Source organism: Massilia sp. BAP21, assembly GCF_057801335.1.
This window is the reverse complement of the sequence record NZ_CM173596.1, coordinates 797,609-820,405: the sequence shown is the minus strand read 5'-3', so window position 1 is coordinate 820,405 and position 22,797 is coordinate 797,609. Positions and strand designations below refer to the sequence as shown.

The window sequence follows — 22,797 nt, the reverse complement described above, 5'->3', positions numbered from 1 at the left end:
AGCATCATGAACGACGCAGGCGCACCTGAAATCAAGGCGGCGGCGTGGAGCGCGGTCGGCCGCTCGCGGCCGCACGAATCGGCCACGCTGCACGTGCTCGGCCAAGCCACCTATACCGACGATATCGCGGAAGTGGCGGGCACGCTGCACGCGGCGCTGGGTTTGTCGAGCAAGGCGCACGCCAACATCGTCTCCATCGACCTGGCGCCCGTACGCGCCTCACGCGGCGTGGTGGCGGTGCTGACGGTGCAGGACATCCCCGGCACCAACGACTGCGGACCCATCATCCACGACGATCCCATCCTGGCCGACGGCAAGGTGGAGTACGTCGGCCAGCCGGTCTTCATCGTCGTCGCCGACAGCCACGACAACGCGCGCCGCGCCGCGCGCCTGGCGAAGATCGAATACGAGGAACTGCCGGCCATCCTCACGCCGCAGGAAGCCCACGCCGCGCAATCGTATGTCGTGCCGCCGATGCGCCTGGCGCGCGGCGATGCCGAGACCGCGTTCGCGAACGCGCCGCGCAAGGTGCAGGGCCAGCTGTTTGTCGGCGGCCAGGAACAGTTTTACCTGGAAGGCCAGATCGCCTATGCGATCCCTGGCGAAGACCGCGGCATGCTGGTGCAGTGCTCGACCCAGCACCCGAGCGAGATGCAGCACGTGGTGGCGCACGCGCTCGGCCTGCATTCGCACCACGTCGTGGTCGAGTGCCGGCGCATGGGCGGCGGCTTCGGCGGCAAGGAATCGCAGTCGGCGCTGTGGGCGGCGGCGGCCTCGATCGCCGCAGCCAAATTGAAGCGCCCGGTCAAGCTGCGCGCCGACCGCGACGACGACATGCTGGTCACCGGCAAGCGCCACTGCTTTTATTACGAGTACGAAGTCGGCTACGACGACGCTGGCCGCATCCTGGCGGCGAAGATCGACATGGTCTCGCGCGCCGGTTACTCGGCCGACTTGTCCGGCCCGGTCGCCACGCGTGCGGTCTGCCACTACGACAACGCCTACTACCTGAGCGACGTCGATATCCGCGCCGCCTGCGGCAAGACCAACACCCAGTCGAACACCGCCTTCCGCGGCTTCGGCGGCCCGCAGGGCGCCATTGCCATGGAATACGTGATCGACGAGATCGCGCGCAACCTGGGCGCCGATGCGCTCGACATCCGCAAGCTGAACTTCTACGGCAAGACGGAGCGCAATGTCACGCCCTATGGCCAGGCCGTGGTCGACAACGTCATCCACGAACTGGTGGCCGAACTCGAGACATCGAGCGAATACCGGGCGCGGCGCGAGGCAATTGCCGACTTCAACCGCACTAGTCCCGTGCTGAAAAAAGGCCTGGCGCTCACGCCCGTGAAATTCGGCATCGCCTTCAACGTCACCCACCTGAACCAGGCCGGCGCGCTGGTGCACGTGTATGTCGACGGTTCCATCATGGTGAACCATGGCGGCACCGAGATGGGGCAGGGCATCAACACCAAGGTGATGCAGGTGGTCGCCCACGAACTGGGCGTGGACGTGGAGCGCGTGCGCGCGACTGCCACCAACACCAGCAAGGTGGCGAACACCTCGGCCACGGCGGCATCCACCGGCGCCGACCTGAACGGCAAGGCGGCCCAGGATGCGGCGCGCCAGATCAGGGAGCGCCTGGCCGAGTTTGCGGCCGCCACCTATGAATGCGCGGTAGAGGACGTGCGCTTCGCGGCCGATACCGTCTTCGCGGGCGGGATGGACATCCCCTTCGAGCATCTGGTGCAAAAGGCCTACCTGGCGCGCGTGCAGCTGTGGTCGGACGGCTTCTATGCCACGCCGGGCTTGAGCTGGGACGCGAAGACCATGAGCGGGCGGCCGTTCTCCTACTTCGCCTATGGCGCGGCGGTGGCCGAGGTCGTAATCGACACGCTCACCGGCGAATGGAAGCTGCTGCGCGCCGATGCGCTGTACGACGCCGGCAATTCGCTCAATCCCGCCATCGATATCGGCCAGGTCGAAGGCGCCTTCATCCAGGGCATGGGCTGGCTCACCACCGAGGAACTCTGGTGGAACGCCGGCGGCAAGCTGATGACGCATGCGCCGTCGACTTATAAAATCCCGGGCGTGTCGGACTGTCCGCGCGACTTCCGCGTGCGCCTGTTCCAGAACCGGAATGTCGAGGATTCGATCCACCGCTCGAAGGCGGTCGGCGAGCCGCCGCTGCTGCTGCCGTTCTCGGTCTTCTTTGCACTGCGCGACGCGATTTCCAGCGTCGGCGGGCACAAGGTGAATCCGCCGCTGAATGCGCCGGCCACCAGCGAAGCGATCCTGGATGCCATCGCCGCGGTGGAAGCGGTTGCCCACCCGGGCGCGTGATGGACGACTGGCTGACAGCCGCGCTGCGCGCGCCGGCCGTGCTGGTTACGGTCGCCATCGTCGAAGGCTCGGTGCCGCGGGAACCCGGGGCCAAGATGCTGGTCACCCGTGATGGCTTTGCCGGCACGGTCGGCGGCGGCCATCTCGAGCACCGCGCGATCGACATGGCGCGCACCATGCTGGAAGAGGGCGGGGCAGCGCGGATCGAGCGCTTTGCACTGGGGCCGAGCCTGGGGCAGTGCTGCGGCGGGATCGCGCACCTGGTGTTCGAGGTCGTGGAGCGCGAGCAGATGGCGCTGCTGGACAAGCGACGCAATGAAGATACCTGGAGACTCGTAGGGTGGACGGCTCCGCCGTCCACGCGTCCAACGGACGCTGGCGCCACCTCGAACATGCCAATACCGCTTGAACGCGTGGACGGGAAACCCGCCTCTCGTGGCCCGGTCCACCCTACGGCTCTCCTGGACGGCGCGGGCCGCCAACTAAGCGGAGGTCCCGCCCCCGACTTCGACCGCACCCGCGGCACCCACGTCTTCACCGACGACACCGGCCGCAGCTGGCTGGCCGACGCCGTCTTCGCCCCGCGCGCCCACCTGATGCTGTTCGGCGCCGGCCACGTCGGCGCGGCCATCGTGCGTGCGCTGGCCGAGCTGCCCTGCCGCGTCACCTGGGTCGACGAGCGCGACGACATGTTCCCGGCCGAGGTGCCGGCGAACGTGACGGTCGAAGCCACCGACACGCCCGAAGCCCTGGTCGCCCAGGCCGCCCCCGGCACTTCTTTCCTGGTGATGACACACAGTCATGCACTTGACCTGCGCCTCTCGATTGCGATACTGTCGCGCGTTCGAACGCTGGAACAGACCGACTGGTTTGGCCTGATCGGCTCCGACACCAAGCGCCGCCAGTTCGAGCACCGCCTGCGCGAGCGCGGCATCGCCGACGAGCGCATCGGCGCCATGGTCTGCCCGATCGGCCTGCCCGGCATTGCCGGCAAGGCCCCGGCTGTGATCGCCGTCGCCGTCGCGGCCCAGCTGCTGACGGTCTGGGAGACCGCCCAGGCCTCCAGCCTTCTTGACGCTTCTCCGGAATCCTACTGATGTCCACCGCACACCCTACCGTGCAAGCCTACCGTGCGAGCTTGCTGCATTTTCACGCCGACCCGGCTTTCGTCGAGCAGGCCTATTCCTGGCACACGGACGGCCTGCTCGTCATCGAGGATGGCCGCGTCAAGGCGGCCGGCGACTACGCGCAACTGCGCGCGACGCTGCCGCCGGGCCTGGAACCGGTCGACTACCGCGGCAAGATCATCACGCCCGGCTTCATCGACACCCACCTGCATTACCCGCAGACCGACATGATCGCCTCGCCCAGCGAGGGCCTGCTGCCCTGGCTGGAGACCTACACCTTCCCGACCGAGCGCCGCTTCGAGGACCCGGTGCATGCGCGCGCCACCGCCGAGTTCTTCCTCGACGAGCTGACGCGCTGCGGCACCACCACGGCGGTGGTCTACTGCACCGTGCATCCGGGTTCGGTCGACGCCTTTTTCGAAGCGAGCGCAGCGCGCAACCTGCGCATGGTGGCGGGCAAGGTGCTGATGGACCGCAACTGCCCGGACTTCCTGCGCGACGCCGAAGGCCAGATCGGCGACAGCGAAGCCCTGATCAACAAGTGGCACAAGCGCGGCCGCGCGCTGTACGCGATCACGCCGCGTTTCGCGCCGACGTCGAGCGAGGCGCAGCTGCGCCTGACCGGCGAACTGGCGGCCAGCTATCCGGACACCTTCATCCAGACCCACGTGTCGGAGAACAAGGACGAGTGCAGCTGGGTGAAGGAGCTGTATCCGACGTCGCGCAGCTACCTGGGCGTGTACGAGGACTTCGGCCTGATGCGCCCGCGCGCGCTGTTCGGGCACTGCATCTGGCTCGACGACGAGGACTTTGCGCGCATGGCGGCCACGGGTTCGGCGGCCAGCGTGTGCCCGACCTCGAACCTGTTCCTGGGCAGCGGATTGTTTGATTTCGAGAAGGCGGATGGGGCCAGGGCGCTGCTGTCGCTGGGGACGGACGTGGGGGCGGGGACCTCGTTCTCGATCCTGCAGACGATGAACGAAGCGTACAAGGTGGCGCGGCTGAAGGGGAGCTATCTGCCGGCGCTGCGCATGTTCTATCTTGCCACGCTGGGTGCGGCGCGGGCGATGGACCTGGAAGGGACGATCGGCAGTTTTACTCCCGGCGCCGAAGCCGATTTCGTGGTGCTCGATCCGCAGGCGACGCCCTTGATGGCAAGGCGCAGCGCGCATTGCAATACGCTGGAGGAGCAGTTGTTTGCGCTGGCCTTGTTGGGGGATGACCGGACCATTTTCGCGACGTATGCGATGGGGAAGCGGGTTCACCAGCGGTGAATCGAGGGTAGTGGGGCTGTTGCCTGTGACGGTAATGGTCCCTCCAATCCGCGTGGGCACGAGTGCCCACCCTACGGGACGCGCATCGGTTCGGCACTTCGTGCCTCGGCCACAAAACCATGCCAGGTGTTTTCGGCCCGGAACATCTCTCGTAGGGTGGGCACCCCGTGCCCACGCGGATTCAACCCACCAATAACCGCGCAGGCAACAGCCCCGAAAACGCCTGCAAATCCTCCGTATCAAACCCCACACAACCCCATCCATTGCCAACCCCGCACGAAAACGGTTAGAGTTTCGCGGTCCGAACCAACCAACCGTTACGAAAGAATCACGATGCAGAAGAAACTGAGCAGCCTCCTGGTCGCGCTCGCCTGTGCTGCCGCCCCGGCCGCGCCCGTGGCCGCCAAGGAGCCCGCGAGCGCCACGCGCCAGGCCAACGAAGCCGCCACCGCCCGCCACTACGCCGGCCTGATCGCCGGCAGCGCGCCGAAGCTGGCCGAGCTGACCATGTTCTTCACCCAGATGCCGAAGGGCGGGGACCTGCACCACCACTACTCTGGTTCGATCTATGCCGAGCAGTACGTCGACTTCCTCGACAAGCAGGGCCTGTGCGTGAACAAGCAGACCTACCGCATCGAGACCAACAAGGATGTCATCGCCGCCGAGCGCGCGAAACCGGCCAAGGAGCGCAACTGCCTGTCCAGCGCCGAAGTCTATGCCGACGACCACACCTGGCGCGAGCTGGTGCAGCGCTGGTCGAACAAGGACTTCGACAACCACGGCGCCCTCCAGCCGCCGCCGGACCGTTTGTTCTTCCAGACCTTCAGCTTCTTTGGACCGGTCTCGAACGCCAACTTCGCCGAAGGCCTGCAGGAGCTGAAAAAGCGCGCAATCGCCGAGAACGTCGGCTACATCGAGACCATGTTCAAGATGGCGCCGGCCGTCGCCAACCCCGAGTTCGACGCACGCGCCTGGCAGCTGGCGAACGACGACGCGGCCCTGAAGGTCGAGCTGAACAAGTGGATGGACACCCTGGCGCGCGACCCTGCCTTCAACAAGACCCTGGGTGACTTCGTCGCCAAGATCGACGAAGCGGCGCAGGGCATCGACGACGAGCGCTTCACCATGCGCTACCAGACCTATGTGCTGCGCCTGCTGAACCCGTCGCAGGTGTTTTCCTCGATGATCGGCGCCTTCAAGGCGGCCTCGGCCAACGGCAAGATCGTCGGCGTGAACATCGTCGGCCAGGAAAGCACGGCCGTTTCGATGCGCGACTACACGCTGCACATGAAGATGTTCGGCTTCCTGAAGTCGGTGTACCCGGACGTGAAAGTAGCCATGCACGCCGGCGAGCTGGCAATGGGCGACGTGCCGCCGGAAGGCCTGAAGTTCCACATCGACGAGGCACTGGTGCTGGCCAACGCCGACCGCATCGGCCACGGCATCGACCTGGCCCACGAAACGAATGCCCTGGCGATCATGGAAAAGATGCGCAAGGACGACGTGCCGGTCGAGATCAACCTGACCTCGAACGCCTTCATCAACGGCCTGAAGGACGAGAACCACCCGGTCACGCTGTACCGCAAGTACGGCGTGCCCTACGTGATCTCGACCGACGATGCCGGCGTCACCCGCCACACATTGAGTCACGAGTACGTGCTGTTCGCCAGCCGCTACAAGCCGGATTATGCGGAAATGAAAAAGGCCTCGTACAACAGCATCCGCTACGCCTTTCTGCCCGCTGCCGAGAAGACGCGCCTGACGCGCCAGCTCGACGCGCGCTATGCGAAGTTCGAGGCCGACATCGCGGGATTGGCGAAAACCGTTGTGCAGGCACCACGCACAAAAATCAAATAAGCAACAAATAAATGGTTTCAATAACGGCAGCGCAAGGCTGCCGTTTTTGCAAGTGCACCATGCCTTGCACCACCCTGGAGCAGACGGAAGTTAGTGCGGAGCTAACATTTGTGGCCTCTTCACCACAGATTTACAGGGCCGCCCCTGCGTTTTCCGAAAATGCTTATCTAAATATTTCATCAAAGAATGCCTTCCGTATAATCGCGCCTTGTGATTTTGCGCGAGAAACCTCGCTGCGGTGCACAAGATGCACGTTTTTTGGGCGATTCAGACGCCTAGCCTATAAATGGCGAAGGAAAAACGTATTTGTCTGGCCGGTGGGGCTCATGCATATTTGTTGACGTTAGTAAATATGCTTGAAGTTTTTTCAAGGGCGACTTGTAACAGGGATGACATCTTTCCTGTCTACAATCGCCGGTCCAGGGATGGCGCGCTGTGCCGCTGCGGTTCGCAGCAACCAGGTTGCAGTACTTGTAAAGAGGGACATCTTCGGATGTCCAAAATAACTAAAGTCTATTTTGGGGTTTTAACAATGATCACTCAACATCAGATCCGGCTGACCAAGCTGGCGCTGGCTTTGTCGATTGCGTTGTCGGCTGCACCGACTTTCGCACAGAACACCACCTCGGCCATTGGCGGCCGTGTTTCGGGTGCGGACGGTACGCCGGCAGCGGGCGCCCAGGTGCAGATCATCCACACGGAGTCTGGCTCCGTCAGCAACGTGGTGACTGACGCCGAAGGCCGTTACGTCGCACGTGGCCTGCGTGTTGGTGGTCCTTACACGATCGTTATTACCAAAAACGGTATCACCGAAAAGCGTGACAACGTCTTCGTCGAGCTGGCTGAAACCGCCGCTGTCGACGCAACCCTGGGCCAGCAGATGCAAACCGTGGCCGTCAGCGGCTCGCGCGCACGCTCGGAAATCTTCTCGAACAGCGCCATGGGTTCGGTCACCACCCTGACCCGCGCCGACCTGGAAACCCAGGCATCGATCAACCGCAACCTGCAAGACTTCGCGCGTATCGATCCGCGCGTCTCGCAGACCGACAAGGAACGCGGCGAGATGTCGGTGGCCGGCCAGAACTCGCGCTACAACTCGATGACCATCGACGGCGTCGCCATCAACGACACCTTCGGCCTGGAAGCCAACGGCAGCCCGACCGCCCGCCAGCCGATCTCGATGGAAGCCATCGCCTCGGTGCAGGTGAACGTTGCCAACTACGACGTGACCCAGCGCGGCTACACCGGCGCCAACGTCAACGCCGTCACCAAGTCGGGTACCAACGTGTACCACGGCGGCGTCTACTATATCACCCGTGACGACCGTCTGGTCGGCAAGCGCTACGACCAGGCCACCGACAAGTACAACGACGCGCCTGAATTCAAGGACAACACCAAGGGCCTGTGGGTCAGCGGCCCGCTGATCCAGGACAAGCTGTTCTTCTTCGCCCTGGCTGAAAACTACGAAAGCAGCCGCAGCGGTCCGGAATACGGCGCCATCGGCTCGGGCACCGGCACCACCGTCGGCATCAGCCCGACCCAGATCGCCCGCATCCAGGAAATCGCCCAGAACCGCTACGGTTTCGACATCGGCAGCAGCGACATCCCGTCGAACAACAAGATGAAGACCGAAGAGCGCACCTTCAAGGTCGACTGGAACATCAACGACGACCACCGCGCCAGCTTCCGTTACTCGAAGACCACCCAGAACGAGCCGATCTATCCAGGCTTCTCGCAGAGCGGCGTGGCCCTGAGCTCGCAGTTCTACAACCAGGACAAGAGCATCGAGACCGCCGTTGCCCAGGTGTTCTCGGACTGGACCGAGAAGTTCTCGACCGAATTCCGCGCCTCGACCCGTGACTACGACTCGGTGCCGATCAACAGCGCCCGCCTGCCGACGATGTCGTTCCAGTTCAGCGGCGCACTGCCGTCGGACGCGCCTGCCGGCACCCGTACCGGCAACCGCTTCCTGAACACCGGTACCGAAAACAGCCGCCACAACAACGTCCTGGGCACCAAGACCCTCGACCTGTACGCGGGCGCAAACTACAAGTGGGGCGACCACGAGTTCAAGGTCGGCGCCGACTACACCTCGAACGAGGTGTACAACGCCTTCCTGCAGAACATCTTCGGTAACTACACTTTCCAGTGCGATAACAACTTCTCGTACACCTTCGGCTCGATCAACTGCGCCACCGCAAGCGCAGCCCAGATCGACGCCGCACTCTACGAGAACTTCTCGCGCGGCCGTCCGTCGTCGTACACCGTGCAGCTGCCGGTCGCCGGCGGTTCGCTGGACAACGCCGTTGCCCAGTTCAAGATGAAGAACACCGGCGTGTTCCTGCAGGATAACTGGTCGGTCAATAACAACCTGACCATCAGCGCCGGCGTGCGCGTCGACATGACCGACGTCAACAACCGTCCGCTGGCGAATGCCGCCGTTGCCGCGCCGACCATCGCCGGCACCGGCCAGTTCGGCCGCCAGTCGGGTGGCTACGGCTACGACAACACCCAGACCTTCGACGGCCAGAAACTGTGGCAGCCGCGCGTTGGCTTCAATTACAAGTTCGACTCGGCCCGTCCGATGCAGCTGCGCGGCGGTTTCGGCCTGTTCCAGGGCGCGGCCGCAACCGTGTGGATGTCGAACCCGTTCTCGAACCCGGGCGTCGCTACCCGTGTCGTCACCTGCTCGACCACCAGCGCAACCCGTTGCCCGACTACTGACGGCACCTTTACGCCTGACGTGACCGCCCAGCAGTCGGTCCCTGGCGTCACCCCGGCCTCCAACGTCGACATCCTGTCGCCGAACCTGAAGCAGCCCTCGATCTGGAAAGCCAACCTGGCATTCGAGCATGAGCTGCCATGGTACGGCCTGGTGTTTGGCGCCGAGCTGCTGGCGACCCAGAACAAGAACGCGATCTACTATCAGAACCTGAACGTCGGCGCGCCGAGCGCGACCGGCAGCGATGGACGTGCGCTGTACTACAACGCTGCAGGCCTGAATGCCGGCTGCTATAGCTTCACGAACAATGCTGTCAGCATCGCGCGTGAATGCTCGGTAGTGAACAAAGCACGTTCGAACCTGAACTACGGTAACGTGCTGCTGGCCAAGGAAACCGACAAGGGCGATGCACAGCTGGTGACCCTGTCCCTGACGAGCCCGACCCGCAAGGGCTTCGGCTGGTCGGTGGCCTACACCCACACCAACGCGACCGAAGTCTCGCCGCTGACCTCGTCGACCTCGAACTCGAACTGGACCGGCCGCTCGGTCTTCAACCCGAACGAAGAAGTTGCCGCCAACTCGTCGTACCTGGTGAAAGACCGTATCAACGCCCGTCTGTCGTGGGAGAAGCGCTTCTTCGGCAACTACCGCACCCGTCTCGGCGTCTTCTATGAAGGCCGCAAGGGCAAGCCGTACAGCTGGACCATCAACAACGACCTGAACGGCGACGGCCTGGCAGGCAACGACCTGATGTACATCCCGAGCGCACCGGGTTCGGGCGAAGTCGTGTTCTACGGCACCACTGCCGCAGCGCGCGAAGACGCCGAGCGCCGCTTCTGGGAAGTTGTCAACGGCAACAAGGCCCTGCGCAATGCAAAGGGCGGCGTGGTCGAGCGTAACAGCGCCTTCTCGCCATGGACCAACAGCTTCGACGTGAAAGTTACCCAGGAAATCCCTGGCTTCTCGGACAAGCACAAGGCCAGCTTCTCGCTCGACATCCTGAACTTCGGCAACCTGCTGAACAAGAAGTGGGGCCGTATCGAAGAAGTCGGCTTCCAGTCGGCCGGCGCCCAGGCGCGCAGCTTCGTCGACTACGTCGGTCTGCAAGACGGCAAGTACGTCTACGCCGTGCGTAACAACGTGGAAGACCTGAACGTGCGCCAAGCCAAGGGCGAGTCGCAGTGGGCCATCCAGGCAACCGTCAAGTACGAGTTCTAATACTTGATTCCCTGCCTGTAGGGTGATGAACGGCCGGTGGCGACACCGGCCGTTTTTTGTTTACGTGAGCGGGTAGGGCAGTTGTAAGGATGGCCTCGCGTCTCCCTACGTGCAATAATCCGGGTCGCCCTGCGAGGGCATCCGTTTTCGTCGACCAAAGGTAATCCATGATCGTTTCCCCGCGCGCCCGCGCCGTTCTCTCCACCCTCGTGCTGGCGCTTGCCGCCGCCGGCTGCGCCACCGCGCCGCAAGAACCGATTACCCTCAATCTCGTCGCCATCAACGATTTCCACGGCAACCTCGAGCCGAGCAAGTACACCTACACCAGTGCCAGCGGACAAAGCGAAACCCTGCGCGCCGGCGGCATCGAAGCCCTGAGCGGCGCGCTGGCCGCCTGGCGCCGGGAAGACAAGGACCTGTTGTTCATCGGCGCCGGCGATTTGATCGGCGCCAGCCCGGCGCTGTCGTCGATGTGGGCCGACGAGCCGAGCATCGAAGCGATGAATCTGCTCGGCCTGCGCGTGAGCTCGGTCGGCAACCACGAATTCGACCAGGGCCGCAAGGAACTGCTGCGCCAGCAGCACGGCGGCTGCGATTCGCCGCGTCCGAACAAGGCCTGCAAGCTGGCGCCCGACTTCAAGGGCGCGCGCTTCACCTACCTCGCCGCCAACGTGCTGGACAAGGCCACCGGCAAGCCCTTCATGCCGGCCTACCGCATCGAGACCGTCAAGGGCGTGAAGGTCGGCATCGTCGGCGTGGTGCTGCAGGACACCGCCTCGGTGGCGATGAGCTCGGCCATCGCCGGCCTGGACTTCATCGGCGAAGCCGAGGCCATCAACCGCACGCTGCCGCAGATGCGCGCCGAGGGCGCCCAGGTGATCCTGGCCCTGGTGCACGAAGGCGGGCGCACAGACGAATCCCCCGAGCAGCCCAATTGCAAGGGCCTCACCGGCGGCGTGGTCGACATCGTCAAGAAGCTCGACCCGGCGATCCGCCTGGTCATCACCGGCCACTCGCACCAGGGCTACCTGTGCCAGGTCGACGGCCGCGTGGTCACGCAGGCCGATGCCGCCGGCCACCTGCTGTCGCGCATCGCCCTGAAGGTCGATCCGAAGAGCGGCGCCGTCGCCGATATCGACGTGCGCAACGTGGTCATGGACCCGGCCAAGTTCACGGCCGACCCGCGGGTTGCCGCCTTCCTGGCCAACGTGAAGGAGCGCAGCCGCGCGGCGCTGGCGCGTCCGCTGGGGAAACTCGGCACGGCGGTCGTGGCGCGCAAGGCCAGCGATGCCGGCGAGGCGCCGCTGGGCAACCTGGTTGCCGACGCCATCGTCGCCGCCACCCGCGACCAGGGCGTGCAGATCGGCTTCATGAACATGGGCGGCATCCGCAAGGACCTGGAAACCGCGGACGGGCAGGTGGCCACCTTCGGCAATGCCCAGGCCGTCCTGCCGTTCGGTAATACGCTCGTCGTGATGGACCTGAGCGGCGCCCAGCTGCGCCGCCTGCTCGAGCAGCAGTGGGACCGCCCCGGCAGCTCCAGTGCCACCATCCTGCAGGTGTCGCAAGGCTTTACCTACACCTGGGACGCCAGCCGCTCGGTGGGCAGCCGCGTGCTGCCGGGCAGCCTGAAGCTGAACGGCGCGCCGATCGAGGACGGCAAGACCTACCGCGTGGTCGCGAACAACTTCCTGGCCGAAGGCGGCGACAATATTCCGGAATTTGCCAAGGGCACGAACCGCGTGGATACCCAGCTGGTCGACCTCGACGCGCTGAGCGATTTCATTGCGAAGAACCCGGGCGCGGGCGCACCGGCGGCCGGCATGGCCTCGACCGTGCGCATCGACAAAGCCGGCGCGAGGAACTGAACATGGACCAGAACACCGTTGTCATCGTTGCCGTCGCGCTGGCCGTGATCGGCGTCACCGTGGTCAAGCGCCTGCTGCTGAAATCCTCGTTGTCGCCGGGCCGGCGCCTGCTGATGCTCGGCGCCCTGGCGGCCGCGATCATGGCTGTCATGTCGCTCCTGCTGGCGACGCAGCAATAAACAAACGCTTCATCCCAAGGAATTCATGAAAAAACTAGCTTGTGTACTGGCGCTGGCAAGCGCCTTCGTGTCGTTTGATGCGGCTGCCTGGGGCGGCGACGGCCACCGCGCGGTGGGCGCGATTGCCGACCGCCTGCTGAAGGGCACGAACGCCGAGAAGCAGATCGCCGCCTTGCTGCAGCCGGGCGAAACCCTGCAGTCGATCGCCAACTGGCCGGACTGCGTGAAGGGCACCTACTGCGGCCCGCAGTCGCCGGAAATGGTCGAGTACACCACCGCCAACCCGAAGCACAGCGAGTACCACTACACCGACGTGCCGTTCCAGCTCGAGCACTACCATGACCACCGCGTGGGCACGAGCGAGCACGACATCGTGCAGACGCTGAAGCAGGCCATCGCCGTGTTGCAGGGCAAGACGGACCCGGCCCTGAACCCGCACAAGTTCACCAAGCGCCAGGCGCTGATTTTGCTGACCCACATGGTCGGCGACATCCACCAGCCGCTGCACGTGGGCGCGGCCTTCGTCAGCAAGGACGGCAAGTTCGTGGTGCCGAAGACCCATGCCGAAGTCGACGAAGCGGCGATCTTCGATTCGCGTGGCGGCAACAATTTGCTGCTGGATGATGAACGCCTGACCCGCCTGAGCGACGCGGTGATTCCGCCGGGCGAGCCGAAGCCGATCCGGGAAGGCGTGCCGAAGGCGCTCACGAAGCCTTTCCACTCGTACTGGGACAGCACCACGGTCGACTACGCCTTCCGCCGCATCCGCACCAGGACCCCGGATCAATTTGCCGATGCAGCAATCGCCGGCAAGCCGGCCATCAAGGCGAACACTGGCGAGCTCGCCACCTGGCCGTACCAGTGGGCCGACGACAGCCTGGTGGCGTCGAAGATCGCCTACGGCGACGTGGTGCCGGGCAAGCTGGTGCCACAGACGAGCAAGAAGGGCGACACCTACTACACCTTCACGCTGGAAGTGCCGGACAACTACCCGGTGCCGAGCTCGCAGTTGGCCAAGGAACAATTGATCAAGGGCGGCTACAAGCTGGCCGAGGTGTTGAAGGCAATTTACGGTTGATTGCTCCGCCGTTGACGTATTGAAGAAAAGCCGCAGCCGCAAGCTGCGGCTTTTTTATTGGCGAGCCGGTACCGCCGTTTTATCCAAGAATCAAACGTAGGGTGGGCACTCCGTGCCCACGCGATACGCACCTATCCTTGCACCTGCTGCCGTAACCCATCGCTCGAAACAAGGAGCGAAGCCGATTTGCCATCCGTTGCATACCGTGCGAGCGACAGGTTTGCGTACGTGACTCCAGACACGCACGTACCGCGTGGGCACGGAGTGCCCACCCTATTGTTGACGCAAGCGCCATCCACCAGGACCCGCATAATCCGGCCCATCCTGCTGCTAAAATAACAATCCCTGCGCCCGCGCCTTTTTTCTCTTCACATGAACAAAATCTTGCCCGCCATTGCCGGCCTCGCCGGCCTGGCCTGTTCGCTGCACGTATCCGCCCAGATCATCGATTCGGCGGCCTCGCCCAGCGAACCGCCCGGCCGCCCGCTGTGGGAACTCGGCCTGGGCGGCGGTGTCATCAGCACGCCGGCCTATCCCGGCGCCGATGACCGCGAAACGCGGGTGCTGGCGATCCCGACCCTCATCTACCGCGGCAAGATCCTGCGGGCCGACCAGTCCGGCATCGGCGCGCGCCTGTTCCGCAGCGAGAACGCCGAACTCGACGTCGGCCTGGCGGCCTCGCTGCCGGCCAAGTCCGACGACGTCGACGCCCGTGCCGGCATGACCGACCTCGGCGCCCTGGGCGAATTCGGCCCGCGCCTGAAACTGCGCCTGGCGCGCTTCGACGCCCACAGTGGCCTGCGCGCCGAGCTGCCGCTGCGCGCGGTGTTCGAGGTGCGCAGCGGCGTGCGCCACCAGGGCTACACCTTCGAGCCGCGCCTGGTCTACGAGCGCCGCAGCGCCGACGGCAAATGGCTGTTCGATACCCAGCTGTCCAGCGTCGTCGGCGACGGCAAGATCAACCGCTACTTCTACGAAGTGGCGCCGCAGTACGCGACGGCCGAGCGCCCGGCCTATGCCGCCAAGTCCGGCCTGATCCTGGTGCGCCTGGGCGCCTTTGCCGCGCGCCAGGTCAACCCGGACCTGCGCGTGTTCGGCTACCTGCGCGTCGAGAACTACGGCGTCGGCGCCAACGACGACAGCCCGCTGCATCGCAAGAACAATGGCGTGTCGGGCGGGATCGGCTTGTCGTGGACGCTGTGGCGCTCGAAGTCCATGGCACGCGACTGATCAGTTCGATTAATCGGTAAGCATTGTCCGGCCACAAACCGTGGCCCTCGCCCGCGCGGAAGATGAGCTGTTCGCCCTCCACACAAGGAATCGACCATGCTCATCCGCAACGCATGCTTCTGCCTGGCCGGCAGCCTGCTCGCGCTCGGCGCGCTCGCTGCCAGCGTCAACCCGTATGCCGACCACAACGGCAAGCTGCCGCCCGCCGACTATACCGGGCCACTCTTCAGGCTCAGCTACAACTACCCGTCCGGCCTGCCGGCGCCCTACATGCCCTGGCGCGTGGCCATCGGCAACGGCGCCATCACGACCGCCAGCGCGCCGGCCTACACCCAGGCCCTGAAGGACAGCATCGCGCGCGACATGGCCACGCTGCTGACCGACTACGAGGACTGGAACGCCGCCCAGCGCGGCTGGTACAACGACCCCTGGCTGGGCGCCCAGCGCGAGCCGGTGCACGGCATGCTGGTCGGGATCGAGAAGGTCGACAACACCCTGTTCCCGAAAAGCGGCTTGGCCAAGCCGTTCACGACCTATGTGCTGACCTACTACAACCGCACCGCCGCGCAAACCCTGGGGAAAATCTGGGCGCGCAACCCGAATGCCCCGGTGCTGGGCGGCGGCGCGACCCAGTACGCCGAGGGCTCGATCACTGTCAAGCTGGCCTTCACCACCGCCGACCCGGCGACCTGGCCAGCCTGGAAGGCGCGCTGGCCTGGCCGATGATGATGACGGCGAACGCCACCACCGGCCACAACGATAGGCCGAAGCTGGACAAGGCCTACCTGATGCAGGTCGACATCGTGGTGAAGGACACGCAGTCGGCGCCGCAGACCGGCTGGGTGTTCACGACCCTGGTCTACGACAAGGATACGCGCCCCGGCAGCGCCGGCGTCTGGGACCAGATGGTGCCGCTCGGCGCGCAATGGGGCAACGACCCGCAGGCCAACAGCGCGCTGAACCCCGGCGCCGCGCTGCAGGAAACCTGGGTCAATCCGAACGCGCCCGTGTACGCCCTTGAGACCCTGGGCTGGGGCGGGCGCCTGTCGGGGCCGAACGACCATGCGCTGAACGATATCTCGGTGGCAGGCGAGGGCGGGCGTGTGTTGACCCGCAACGCCGCGAATTCGTCCTGCCTCAGTTGCCACGGCGCCGCGCAGTGGAATGCGGCCAATCCGAAGCAGGGCATGGCCTCCTTCATGATGCCGCTGGCCGCACCGGGCGAAGGCGCTGCCGCCAACGCCGGTGCGCCCTACATGAATTCGCCGGCGCCCGGGTCCGTCGAATGGCTGCGCTGGTTCCAGAACCGCGCCGGCAACGTACCGATGGACAGCGGCAGCATCCCCGGCGACTACGACCTGGCCTTGACCTTCCGTGTGCTGCCGGCCTGGCACGAGGCAATGACGGGCAAGGCGCATGCCCTGCGCAAGCGCGATGCGGCGGGGAAGGTGCGGCAGGAAGGTGCGCAACCGTAACAACCGCGTACCGGATGGAATGAAAAAAGGCCCCGGCTGTCGTGCCGGGGCCTTTGTGTTTCTCAGTACACATCTATTTCGGGTTGGGTACCTGGCGCATGCCGGTATGCGCTTACTGGATTTCGTAGGCGCCGATGTCGATCGTGCCGCCCTTGGTCGAACGCGAGGAGTAGGTCGCGGTGTGCTTGTAGCTGGCAGTCGGCTTCAGGGCCAGGCCGCCGGCCGAGTTGCCCGGGTTCGAGCCGGCATTCACGATCTGCGCGTTGCTTGCCGGGCGCAGGTCATACGTTGCCTTGTTGACGAAGTTGCCTGCCACCGAGCGGTAGTTGGTCTTCTGGATTGCCGTGGCCTGGGCCGTGACCGTGCCGCCGCCGGCGAAGATGTTGTTGATCAGCTTGGCCGGCGTGGTTGCGTTGCGGATCGTAACGAAGGTGCCGCGCGAGCTTTCGTCGTTGACGAAGGTATTGTTGATCACGTACAGGTCGGTCTTGCGGGTGCCCACGCCTTCTTCACCGTACGACACCATGGCCGGGTTGTTGTTCGACGCCGGTTGCTGGATCACGTTGCCGATCAGGTAGGTGGTGCCGCCGTTCGGCACGTTGACTTCGTAGCTCGGCTTGCCTGCCGCGGTGCTGCCGGTTTCGCCCGAGCGCAGGCTCGAGAAGCGGTTGTAGGCAATCATGTTGTACAGGCCGCGGGTCTTGAGGTTGTGGCCGACGTTTGCGTCGTGCGAGAAGTTGTAGCGGAAGTAGAGTTTCGCGACCTTGCCGATGTACACGTTGTGGGTGTAGCCGTCGCCGCGGCCGTTGCGGCCGAACTCGTTGTATTCCATGGTCACGGTGCTGGCTTCGTTCACGCCGCTCAGGACACCGTTCTCGTTGTCGTGCAAGAAGGAACGACGCAGCGTGAAGTTGGTGCCTTCCAGGCGCAGGGCGGCGCCATTCTTGTCGGGGACTGCGGCGCCCGACATCTCGACGTTGTCGATCGTGATGTCATTGCCGCGCACGACCCAGATCGCCTTGCCGCCGGAATGCTTGCCGCCGGCCTTGATGTGCGGACGGCCGTTCACGCCGCGGATGGTGAGCTTGCTGGCGGAAATCGCGCAGACGTCGCCCGAGTAGGTGCCGGCCTGGATGTCGACGGTGTCGCCGGTCTTGGCGGCGGCAAAGGCCTTGCATGGGGTGGCGTAGGTCTGGCCGGTGCCGACGCCGAGGACGGCGGCCGAGGCGGGAGCGGCGGCGCCGAACACCAGTGCGGAGACGGCGAAAGCGATGCGGCGGATGTTGCTGATACGGATCGATTGCATGGTATTCCTTATGGAGTGCAGCGCTCCGGACAGAGCGTCTGTGAGATCAAGTGCACTCAGAATACCGTGAGGAATTAATTCCGTGTGGATACATTTTTTAGCGAAAATGCATAACGGCTGAGTTCGTTTACCTCGTTCTCATAGGAAAGAAAGTGCCGTACAGCATCAAAGTTGCTGGTGAAAAATTTTTGAGCAACGTCGTTCTGGTACAACGAAATGTGTTGACTTTTTCAAGAAGTGTCAGGATTAATAATTCAAGCCTTGAAAGATATTTTTGCACCAGACAAAGAAAAAGGCCGGAAAACCGCTGGGCAGCGGCTTTCCGGCCTCGATGTTGCGTGCCTTGGGCGATCAGCGTGACTTCACGAACGGCTTGCCCACCGCCTTCGGTGCCACCGACTTGGCCATCAGCCCGGCCAGCACGATCACGGTCACGACATACGGAATCATCTGGATCAGCGAGCCCGGAATCCGGCCCACGACAGGCAGATCGACGCCTTCGATCTGGATCTGCACCGCCGAGAAGAAGCCGAACATCAGGCAGCCAAGCACGGTCTGCAGCGGACGCCAGTTGCCAAACACCAGGGCCGTCAGGGCCAGGTAGCCGGCGCCGGCCGACATGTCGCGCAGGAAGAAGCCGCTCTGGACGATCGACAGGTAGGCGCCCGAGAACGAGCACAGCACGCCGGCCACCAGCATCGCCATGTAGCGGGTGCGCTCGACCGAGACGCCGGCGGCATCGGCGGCGTGCGGGTTTTCGCCGCAGGCGCGCAGGCGCAAACCGAAACGGCTGTGGTAGACCACCCAGTGCACGACCGGCAGCAGCAGGAAGGCGAGGTAGACCAGCGGCGAGTGGCCGCCGAGCAGGCTGTTCCAGATCCAGCCGAGCACGGGGATGCCAGCCACGGCTTCGGCGCCCGGCAGGGTGATCGTGCTCAGGCGCGCCGCGCCCAGGTCCGGCGTGCGCCCGCCTTGCTGGAAGATGTACTGGGCGACAACGAAGGTCAGGCCGCTCATGGCGATGTTGATCGCGATGCCGGCCACCAGCTGGTTGCCCTTCTGCGTGATCGACACGAATGCCTGGACCATGGCCAGCGCCACCGAGACGGCGATGCCGGCGGCGATGCCCAGCCACGGGTTTTGGGTCGTGTAGCCGACCGCGGCGGAGACGAAGGCCGAGGCGAGGATCTTGCCCTCGAGGCCAATGTCGACCACGCCGCTGCGTTCGGCGAACAGGCCGGCCAGCGCGGCGAACATCAACACCGGCGCGTTGCGGATCGTCGAGACGACGATGTTGGCGATATCAAAGCCTTCCATGATTTAACCCTTGCGTGTTGCGTTGATCAGTTTCAGGAGCGCCGGACCATACAGGTTTTCCATCGCGCCGCAGAACAGGATGATCAGGCCCTGGATGAAGACGAAGGTCTCGACCGGGATGTTCGGTTTTTCCAGCGACAAATCGAAGCCGCCCTGGATCAGCGCGCCGAACAGCACCGAGGACAGGAAGATGCCGACCGGATGCTGGCGGCCCATCAGGGCGATGGCGATGCCGATGAAGCCGGCGCCGGCCGGGAAGTTCAGGCTCAGGTAGTGGGTCGAACCCATGATCGAATTCACCGAGGCCAGGCCGGCCAGGGCGCCCGAGATCAGCATGGCGACGATGATCATGCGGCTGATGCGCACGCCGGCGTAGTGGGCCGCGTGCTGGTTCAGGCCGGTGGCGCGCAGCTGGTAGCCCCAGGTCGAGCGCGACACCACCACGCCGTAGATCACGAGGGCGGCGATGGCGACCAGGAAGCCGATGTTCAGCGGGGTGTCGCCGAAGAAGGGGAACCAGGTGTTCAGGGTCGGCAGCATGGCGCTGTCGGCGAACACGCGGCTGGCCGGGTTCTGCTCGCCCTCGGGAATGAGGTACTTCACGATGATGAAGTTCATCAGGCTGGCGGCGATGAAGTTGAACATGATGGTCGTGACCACCACGTGGCTGCCGCGCTTGGCCTGCAAATAGCCCGGCAGGAAGGCCCACAGCGCGCCGAACACGGCGGCGCCGAGCATGGCCAGCGGAATCAGGAGCCAGGGCGACAGGGTGGCATCAAACGCCAGCACGGCCAGGGTCAGGCCCAGGCCGCCGAAGTACATCTGGCCTTCGGCGCCGATGTTGAACAGGCCGGCCTTCATGGCGATCGACACGGCAAGGCCGGTGAAGATGAAGGTACTGGCGTAGAACAGCGTGTAGGCCAGGCCTTCGGGATTCACGACGGCCGAGTCGATCAGGATCTTCATCGACTCGACCGGGCTTTCGCCCAGCAGGTGGATGACGAGCGCGGCGACCAGCAGCGCCGACAGCAGGTTCAGGAGCGGCAGGGCGATACCGGTCGCCCAGCGTGGAAGTTCGGTGAGTTTCATCTGTTTCATGACTTGTGCATGCCGCCCATCAGGAGGCCGATGCGGGTGGTGTCGAATTCGTCGATGGCCAGTTCGCCGGTGACGCGCCCGCCGGATACGACCACGATGCGGTCGGCCAGGGCGCGCACTTCTTCCAGCTCGGTCGAGACCAGCAGGATCGCCACGCCTTCGTCGCGCAGGCGCAGCAGCTGGGTGTGGATCGACTCGATGGTGCCGATGTCGACGCCGCGGGTCGGCTGGCCGACCAGCATCAGTTTCGGCTGGGCAGAGACTTCGCGCGCGATCACCACCTTTTGCTGGTTGCCGCCCGAGAGCAGGCCGATGCGCATGTCGGGGTTGTTCGGGCGCACGTCAAAGGCCTGCAGCAGGTCGGCGCAGCGACTGGCGATCGCCTCGAAGTCAAACAGGCCCCAGCGGTTCTTCACGCGGTTTTCGTAACCGAACACGGTGTTCTGCATCACCGAGTAATCCTTGATCACGCCGTCGCGCAGGCGGTCTTCCGGCACGTGGCCGATGCCGAGCTGGCGGAAGGCGGCCGGCAAACCGTCGGCATTCGAGCGGCCGGCGTAGGGCAGGAGCTTGCCGTCGAGCTCGACCTGGCCGGAACTCGGCAGGCGCATGCCGGACAGGATTTCCATCAGCTCGCTCTGGCCATTGCCCGAGACGCCGGCAAGCGCCACGATCTCACCGGCGCGCACGGTGAGGTTGATGTCGGCCAGCAACTGCACCTTGTTCGCATCCTGCAGCTGCAGGTTGTTCACCTTCAGGACAGGCGCGCCCGGGTTGAAGGGTTTGCGCGGCAAATTGCCTTCGATCGGGCGGCCGACCATCATGTTGGCCAGTTGCTCCTTCGAGGTCTCGCTCGTCGTGACGGCGCCCGCCACGCGGCCGGCGCGCATCACCGTCACCTGGTCGGTAATGTCCATGATCTCGCCCAGCTTGTGGGTGATCAGGATGATGGTCTTGCCCTGGTCCTTGAACAGGCGCAGGATTTCGAACAGGGAGGCGGTTTCCTGGGCGGTGAGGACGGCGGTGGGCTCGTCCAGGATCAGGATGTTGGCGCTGCGGTAGATCTGCTTCAGGATCTCGACGCGCTGCTGGGCGCCTACCGACAGATCGTGGATGGTGGCCAGCGGATCGACGTCCAGGCGGTAGCGCGTGCAGATCTCGCGCAGCTTGTTTTCGACTTCCTTGCGTTTCGCAGCCAGCTTGAAGCCGCCCTCGGCGCCGAGCATCACGTTGTCGAGCACGGTCATGTTTTCGACCAGCATGAAGTGCTGGTGGACCATGCCGATGCCGAGATCGATGGCTTCCTGGCTGGTGCGGATATTGCGCGCCTGGCCATCGATCAGGAGTTGCCCGCTGTCGGCGTGGTAATAGCCGTACAGGATGCTCATCAGGGTGGATTTGCCGGCGCCGTTCTCCCCGATGACGCCATGGATGGAACCCTTGGCGATCGTGAAGCTGACGTCAGCGTTCGCTTGCACCGGCCCGAAGGCCTTGCTTATGTTGCGAAATTCTACGGCTGGCTGCATAGCGATCAGTAGTAAAAATGTTTTCTTAAAAATGATGAATGCATTGAGTAACTCAATGGATTCTTAACAGCAAATGCATTGAGTAATGCAATGCATTTAAAAGCGCGCCGCGCCGGAGAATCCGACGCGGCGCGCTGTAGTTAAAACGGAAATGGAAATCAGACCGGGCAGCTGCTGCCTGCGCGGTAGTCGATGACCTTGACCTTGCCGTTGATGATGTCGGCTTTCACGCCGTTCACGCGTTTTTCGATTTCCGGGGTGACGACCTTGCGGTTGTCCTTGTCCAGCACCCAGTCCACGCCGCCTTCCTTCAGGCCTTTGTAGGTGATGCCGCCCTTCCAGGTGTTGTTCTTGACCTGCATGAACGAGTCGTAGATCGCCATGTCGACGCGCTTGACCATCGAGGTCAGCATATTGCCCGGATGCAGGTAGTTCTGGTTCGAATCGACGCCGATCGCCAGCTTGCCTTTTTCCTTGGCCATCTGCAGGGCGCCCATGCCCGAGCCGCCGGCCACGGCGAACACGACGTCGGCGCCGCGGTCGAATTGCTGGCGTGCCAGCTCGCCGCCCTTGGCCGGGTCGTTCCAGGCCGCAGCGGTGGTGCCGACCATGTTCGACAGGATCTCGATCTTCGGTTGCTGCGCCTTGGCGCCCTGGCTGTAGCCGCAGGAGAAGGCGCGGATCAGCGGAATGTCCATGCCGCCGACGAAGCCGATCTTCTTCGACTTCGAGGCCATGGCGGCGGCGACGCCGACCAGGTAGGAGCCTTCCTGTTCCTTGAACATGATCGAGTTCACGTTCGCGCCCGGCGCGACCGAGTCGATCAGGACGAATTTAACTTTCGGGAATTCCTTGGCGACCTTGGCTACGGCCTGGGTCTGCGAGAAGCCGACGGCGGCGATCATGTCGAGCTTCTTGCGCGCGAGGCCGCGCATCACCTGCTCGGCCTGGGTATCGCTGTTGGCCTGGACTTCGATATAGGAGATGCCCGTTTCCTTCTTGAAGCGCTCGGCGCCTTCGAAAGCGGACTGGTTGAACGACTTGTCGAACTTGCCGCCGGCATCGTAGACGATGCCCAGTTTCGGATTGGCTGCGCTTGCCGTGCCGGCGATGCACAGTGCTGCAATCGTCATGCTGAGTTGCTTGAATTTCATGAAATAGCTCCTGGAATTTCGA

At 64.2% G+C, this 22,797-nt stretch carries 16 protein-coding genes; 11 read left to right on the top strand and 5 right to left on the bottom strand.

The window, feature by feature from the left end:
- Window positions 1-6: 6 nt before the first annotated feature.
- From xdhB to ACWYRN_RS03465, 11 genes are all read left to right on the top strand, one after another.
- On the top strand, window positions 7-2,346 hold the full coding sequence (gene xdhB / locus ACWYRN_RS03515; protein WP_488691151.1) for a xanthine dehydrogenase molybdopterin binding subunit: 2,340 nt from the start codon (window positions 7-9) through the stop codon (window positions 2,344-2,346).
- Window positions 2,346-3,443 (top strand): xanthine dehydrogenase accessory protein XdhC, encoded by a 1,098-nt coding sequence (gene xdhC, locus ACWYRN_RS03510; protein WP_488691150.1) that lies wholly within the window; start codon window positions 2,346-2,348, stop codon window positions 3,441-3,443. Before xdhB ends, xdhC begins: the two co-directional genes overlap by 1 nt.
- Window positions 3,443-4,747 carry a guanine deaminase gene (guaD, locus tag ACWYRN_RS03505; protein WP_488691149.1) on the top strand — a complete coding sequence of 435 codons (1,305 nt, stop codon included), beginning with the start codon at window positions 3,443-3,445 and terminating at the stop codon, window positions 4,745-4,747. Before xdhC ends, guaD begins: the two co-directional genes overlap by 1 nt.
- Window positions 4,748-5,080: 333 nt before the next feature.
- A complete protein-coding gene (locus ACWYRN_RS03500) occupies window positions 5,081-6,604 on the top strand; it encodes an adenosine deaminase (RefSeq protein WP_488691148.1) in 1,524 nt (507 codons plus the stop codon).
- Between the two features lie 532 nt (window positions 6,605-7,136).
- Complete coding sequence (locus tag ACWYRN_RS03495; protein ID WP_488691147.1) at window positions 7,137-10,544, top strand: TonB-dependent receptor; 3,408 nt, start codon at window positions 7,137-7,139, stop codon at window positions 10,542-10,544.
- 167 nt (window positions 10,545-10,711) lie between these two features.
- Window positions 10,712-12,412, top strand: coding sequence for a bifunctional metallophosphatase/5'-nucleotidase (locus ACWYRN_RS03490; protein ID WP_488691146.1), 1,701 nt, complete (start codon window positions 10,712-10,714; stop codon window positions 12,410-12,412).
- Between the two features lie 2 nt (window positions 12,413-12,414).
- On the top strand, window positions 12,415-12,591 hold the full coding sequence (locus ACWYRN_RS03485) for a hypothetical protein (RefSeq protein ID WP_488691145.1): 177 nt from the start codon (window positions 12,415-12,417) through the stop codon (window positions 12,589-12,591).
- A 25-nt stretch (window positions 12,592-12,616) separates the two neighbouring features.
- Window positions 12,617-13,669, top strand: a complete 1,053-nt coding sequence (locus tag ACWYRN_RS03480; RefSeq protein ID WP_488691144.1) for a S1/P1 nuclease — start codon at window positions 12,617-12,619, stop codon at window positions 13,667-13,669.
- Window positions 13,670-14,041: 372 nt separating this feature from the next.
- On the top strand, window positions 14,042-14,899 hold the full coding sequence (locus ACWYRN_RS03475; protein WP_488691143.1) for a MipA/OmpV family protein: 858 nt from the start codon (window positions 14,042-14,044) through the stop codon (window positions 14,897-14,899).
- A gap of 96 nt (window positions 14,900-14,995) precedes the next feature.
- On the top strand, window positions 14,996-15,625 hold the full coding sequence (locus tag ACWYRN_RS03470) for a hypothetical protein (protein WP_488691142.1): 630 nt from the start codon (window positions 14,996-14,998) through the stop codon (window positions 15,623-15,625).
- Window positions 15,622-16,374, top strand: coding sequence for a hypothetical protein (locus tag ACWYRN_RS03465; protein WP_488691141.1), 753 nt, complete (start codon window positions 15,622-15,624; stop codon window positions 16,372-16,374). The genes ACWYRN_RS03470 and ACWYRN_RS03465 overlap by 4 nt, the downstream gene beginning before the upstream one ends.
- Window positions 16,375-16,486: 112 nt before the next feature.
- Here ACWYRN_RS03465 and ACWYRN_RS03460 read toward each other — a convergent pair whose 3' ends face one another.
- The 5 genes from ACWYRN_RS03460 to ACWYRN_RS03440 all read right to left on the bottom strand — a co-directional run bounded on the left by ACWYRN_RS03460 (window position 16,487) and on the right by ACWYRN_RS03440 (window position 22,775).
- Window positions 16,487-17,680: a right-handed parallel beta-helix repeat-containing protein gene (locus ACWYRN_RS03460; RefSeq protein WP_488691140.1), complete on the bottom strand. Its 1,194-nt coding sequence runs from the start codon at window positions 17,678-17,680 to the stop codon at window positions 16,487-16,489.
- Window positions 17,681-18,031: 351 nt separating this feature from the next.
- The gene (locus tag ACWYRN_RS03455) at window positions 18,032-18,997 is read right to left on the bottom strand and encodes an ABC transporter permease (protein WP_488691139.1); all 966 of its coding nucleotides are present in this window, start codon (window positions 18,995-18,997) and stop codon (window positions 18,032-18,034) included.
- Window positions 18,998-19,000: 3 nt separating this feature from the next.
- Complete coding sequence (locus tag ACWYRN_RS03450; protein WP_229438051.1) at window positions 19,001-20,086, bottom strand: ABC transporter permease; 1,086 nt, start codon at window positions 20,084-20,086, stop codon at window positions 19,001-19,003.
- A 5-nt stretch (window positions 20,087-20,091) separates the two neighbouring features.
- Window positions 20,092-21,621, bottom strand: a complete 1,530-nt coding sequence (locus ACWYRN_RS03445) for an ABC transporter ATP-binding protein (protein ID WP_488691138.1) — start codon at window positions 21,619-21,621, stop codon at window positions 20,092-20,094.
- 158 nt (window positions 21,622-21,779) lie between these two features.
- Complete coding sequence (locus tag ACWYRN_RS03440) at window positions 21,780-22,775, bottom strand: BMP family lipoprotein (RefSeq protein WP_488691137.1); 996 nt, start codon at window positions 22,773-22,775, stop codon at window positions 21,780-21,782.
- Between the last annotated feature and the right edge of the window lie 22 nt (window positions 22,776-22,797).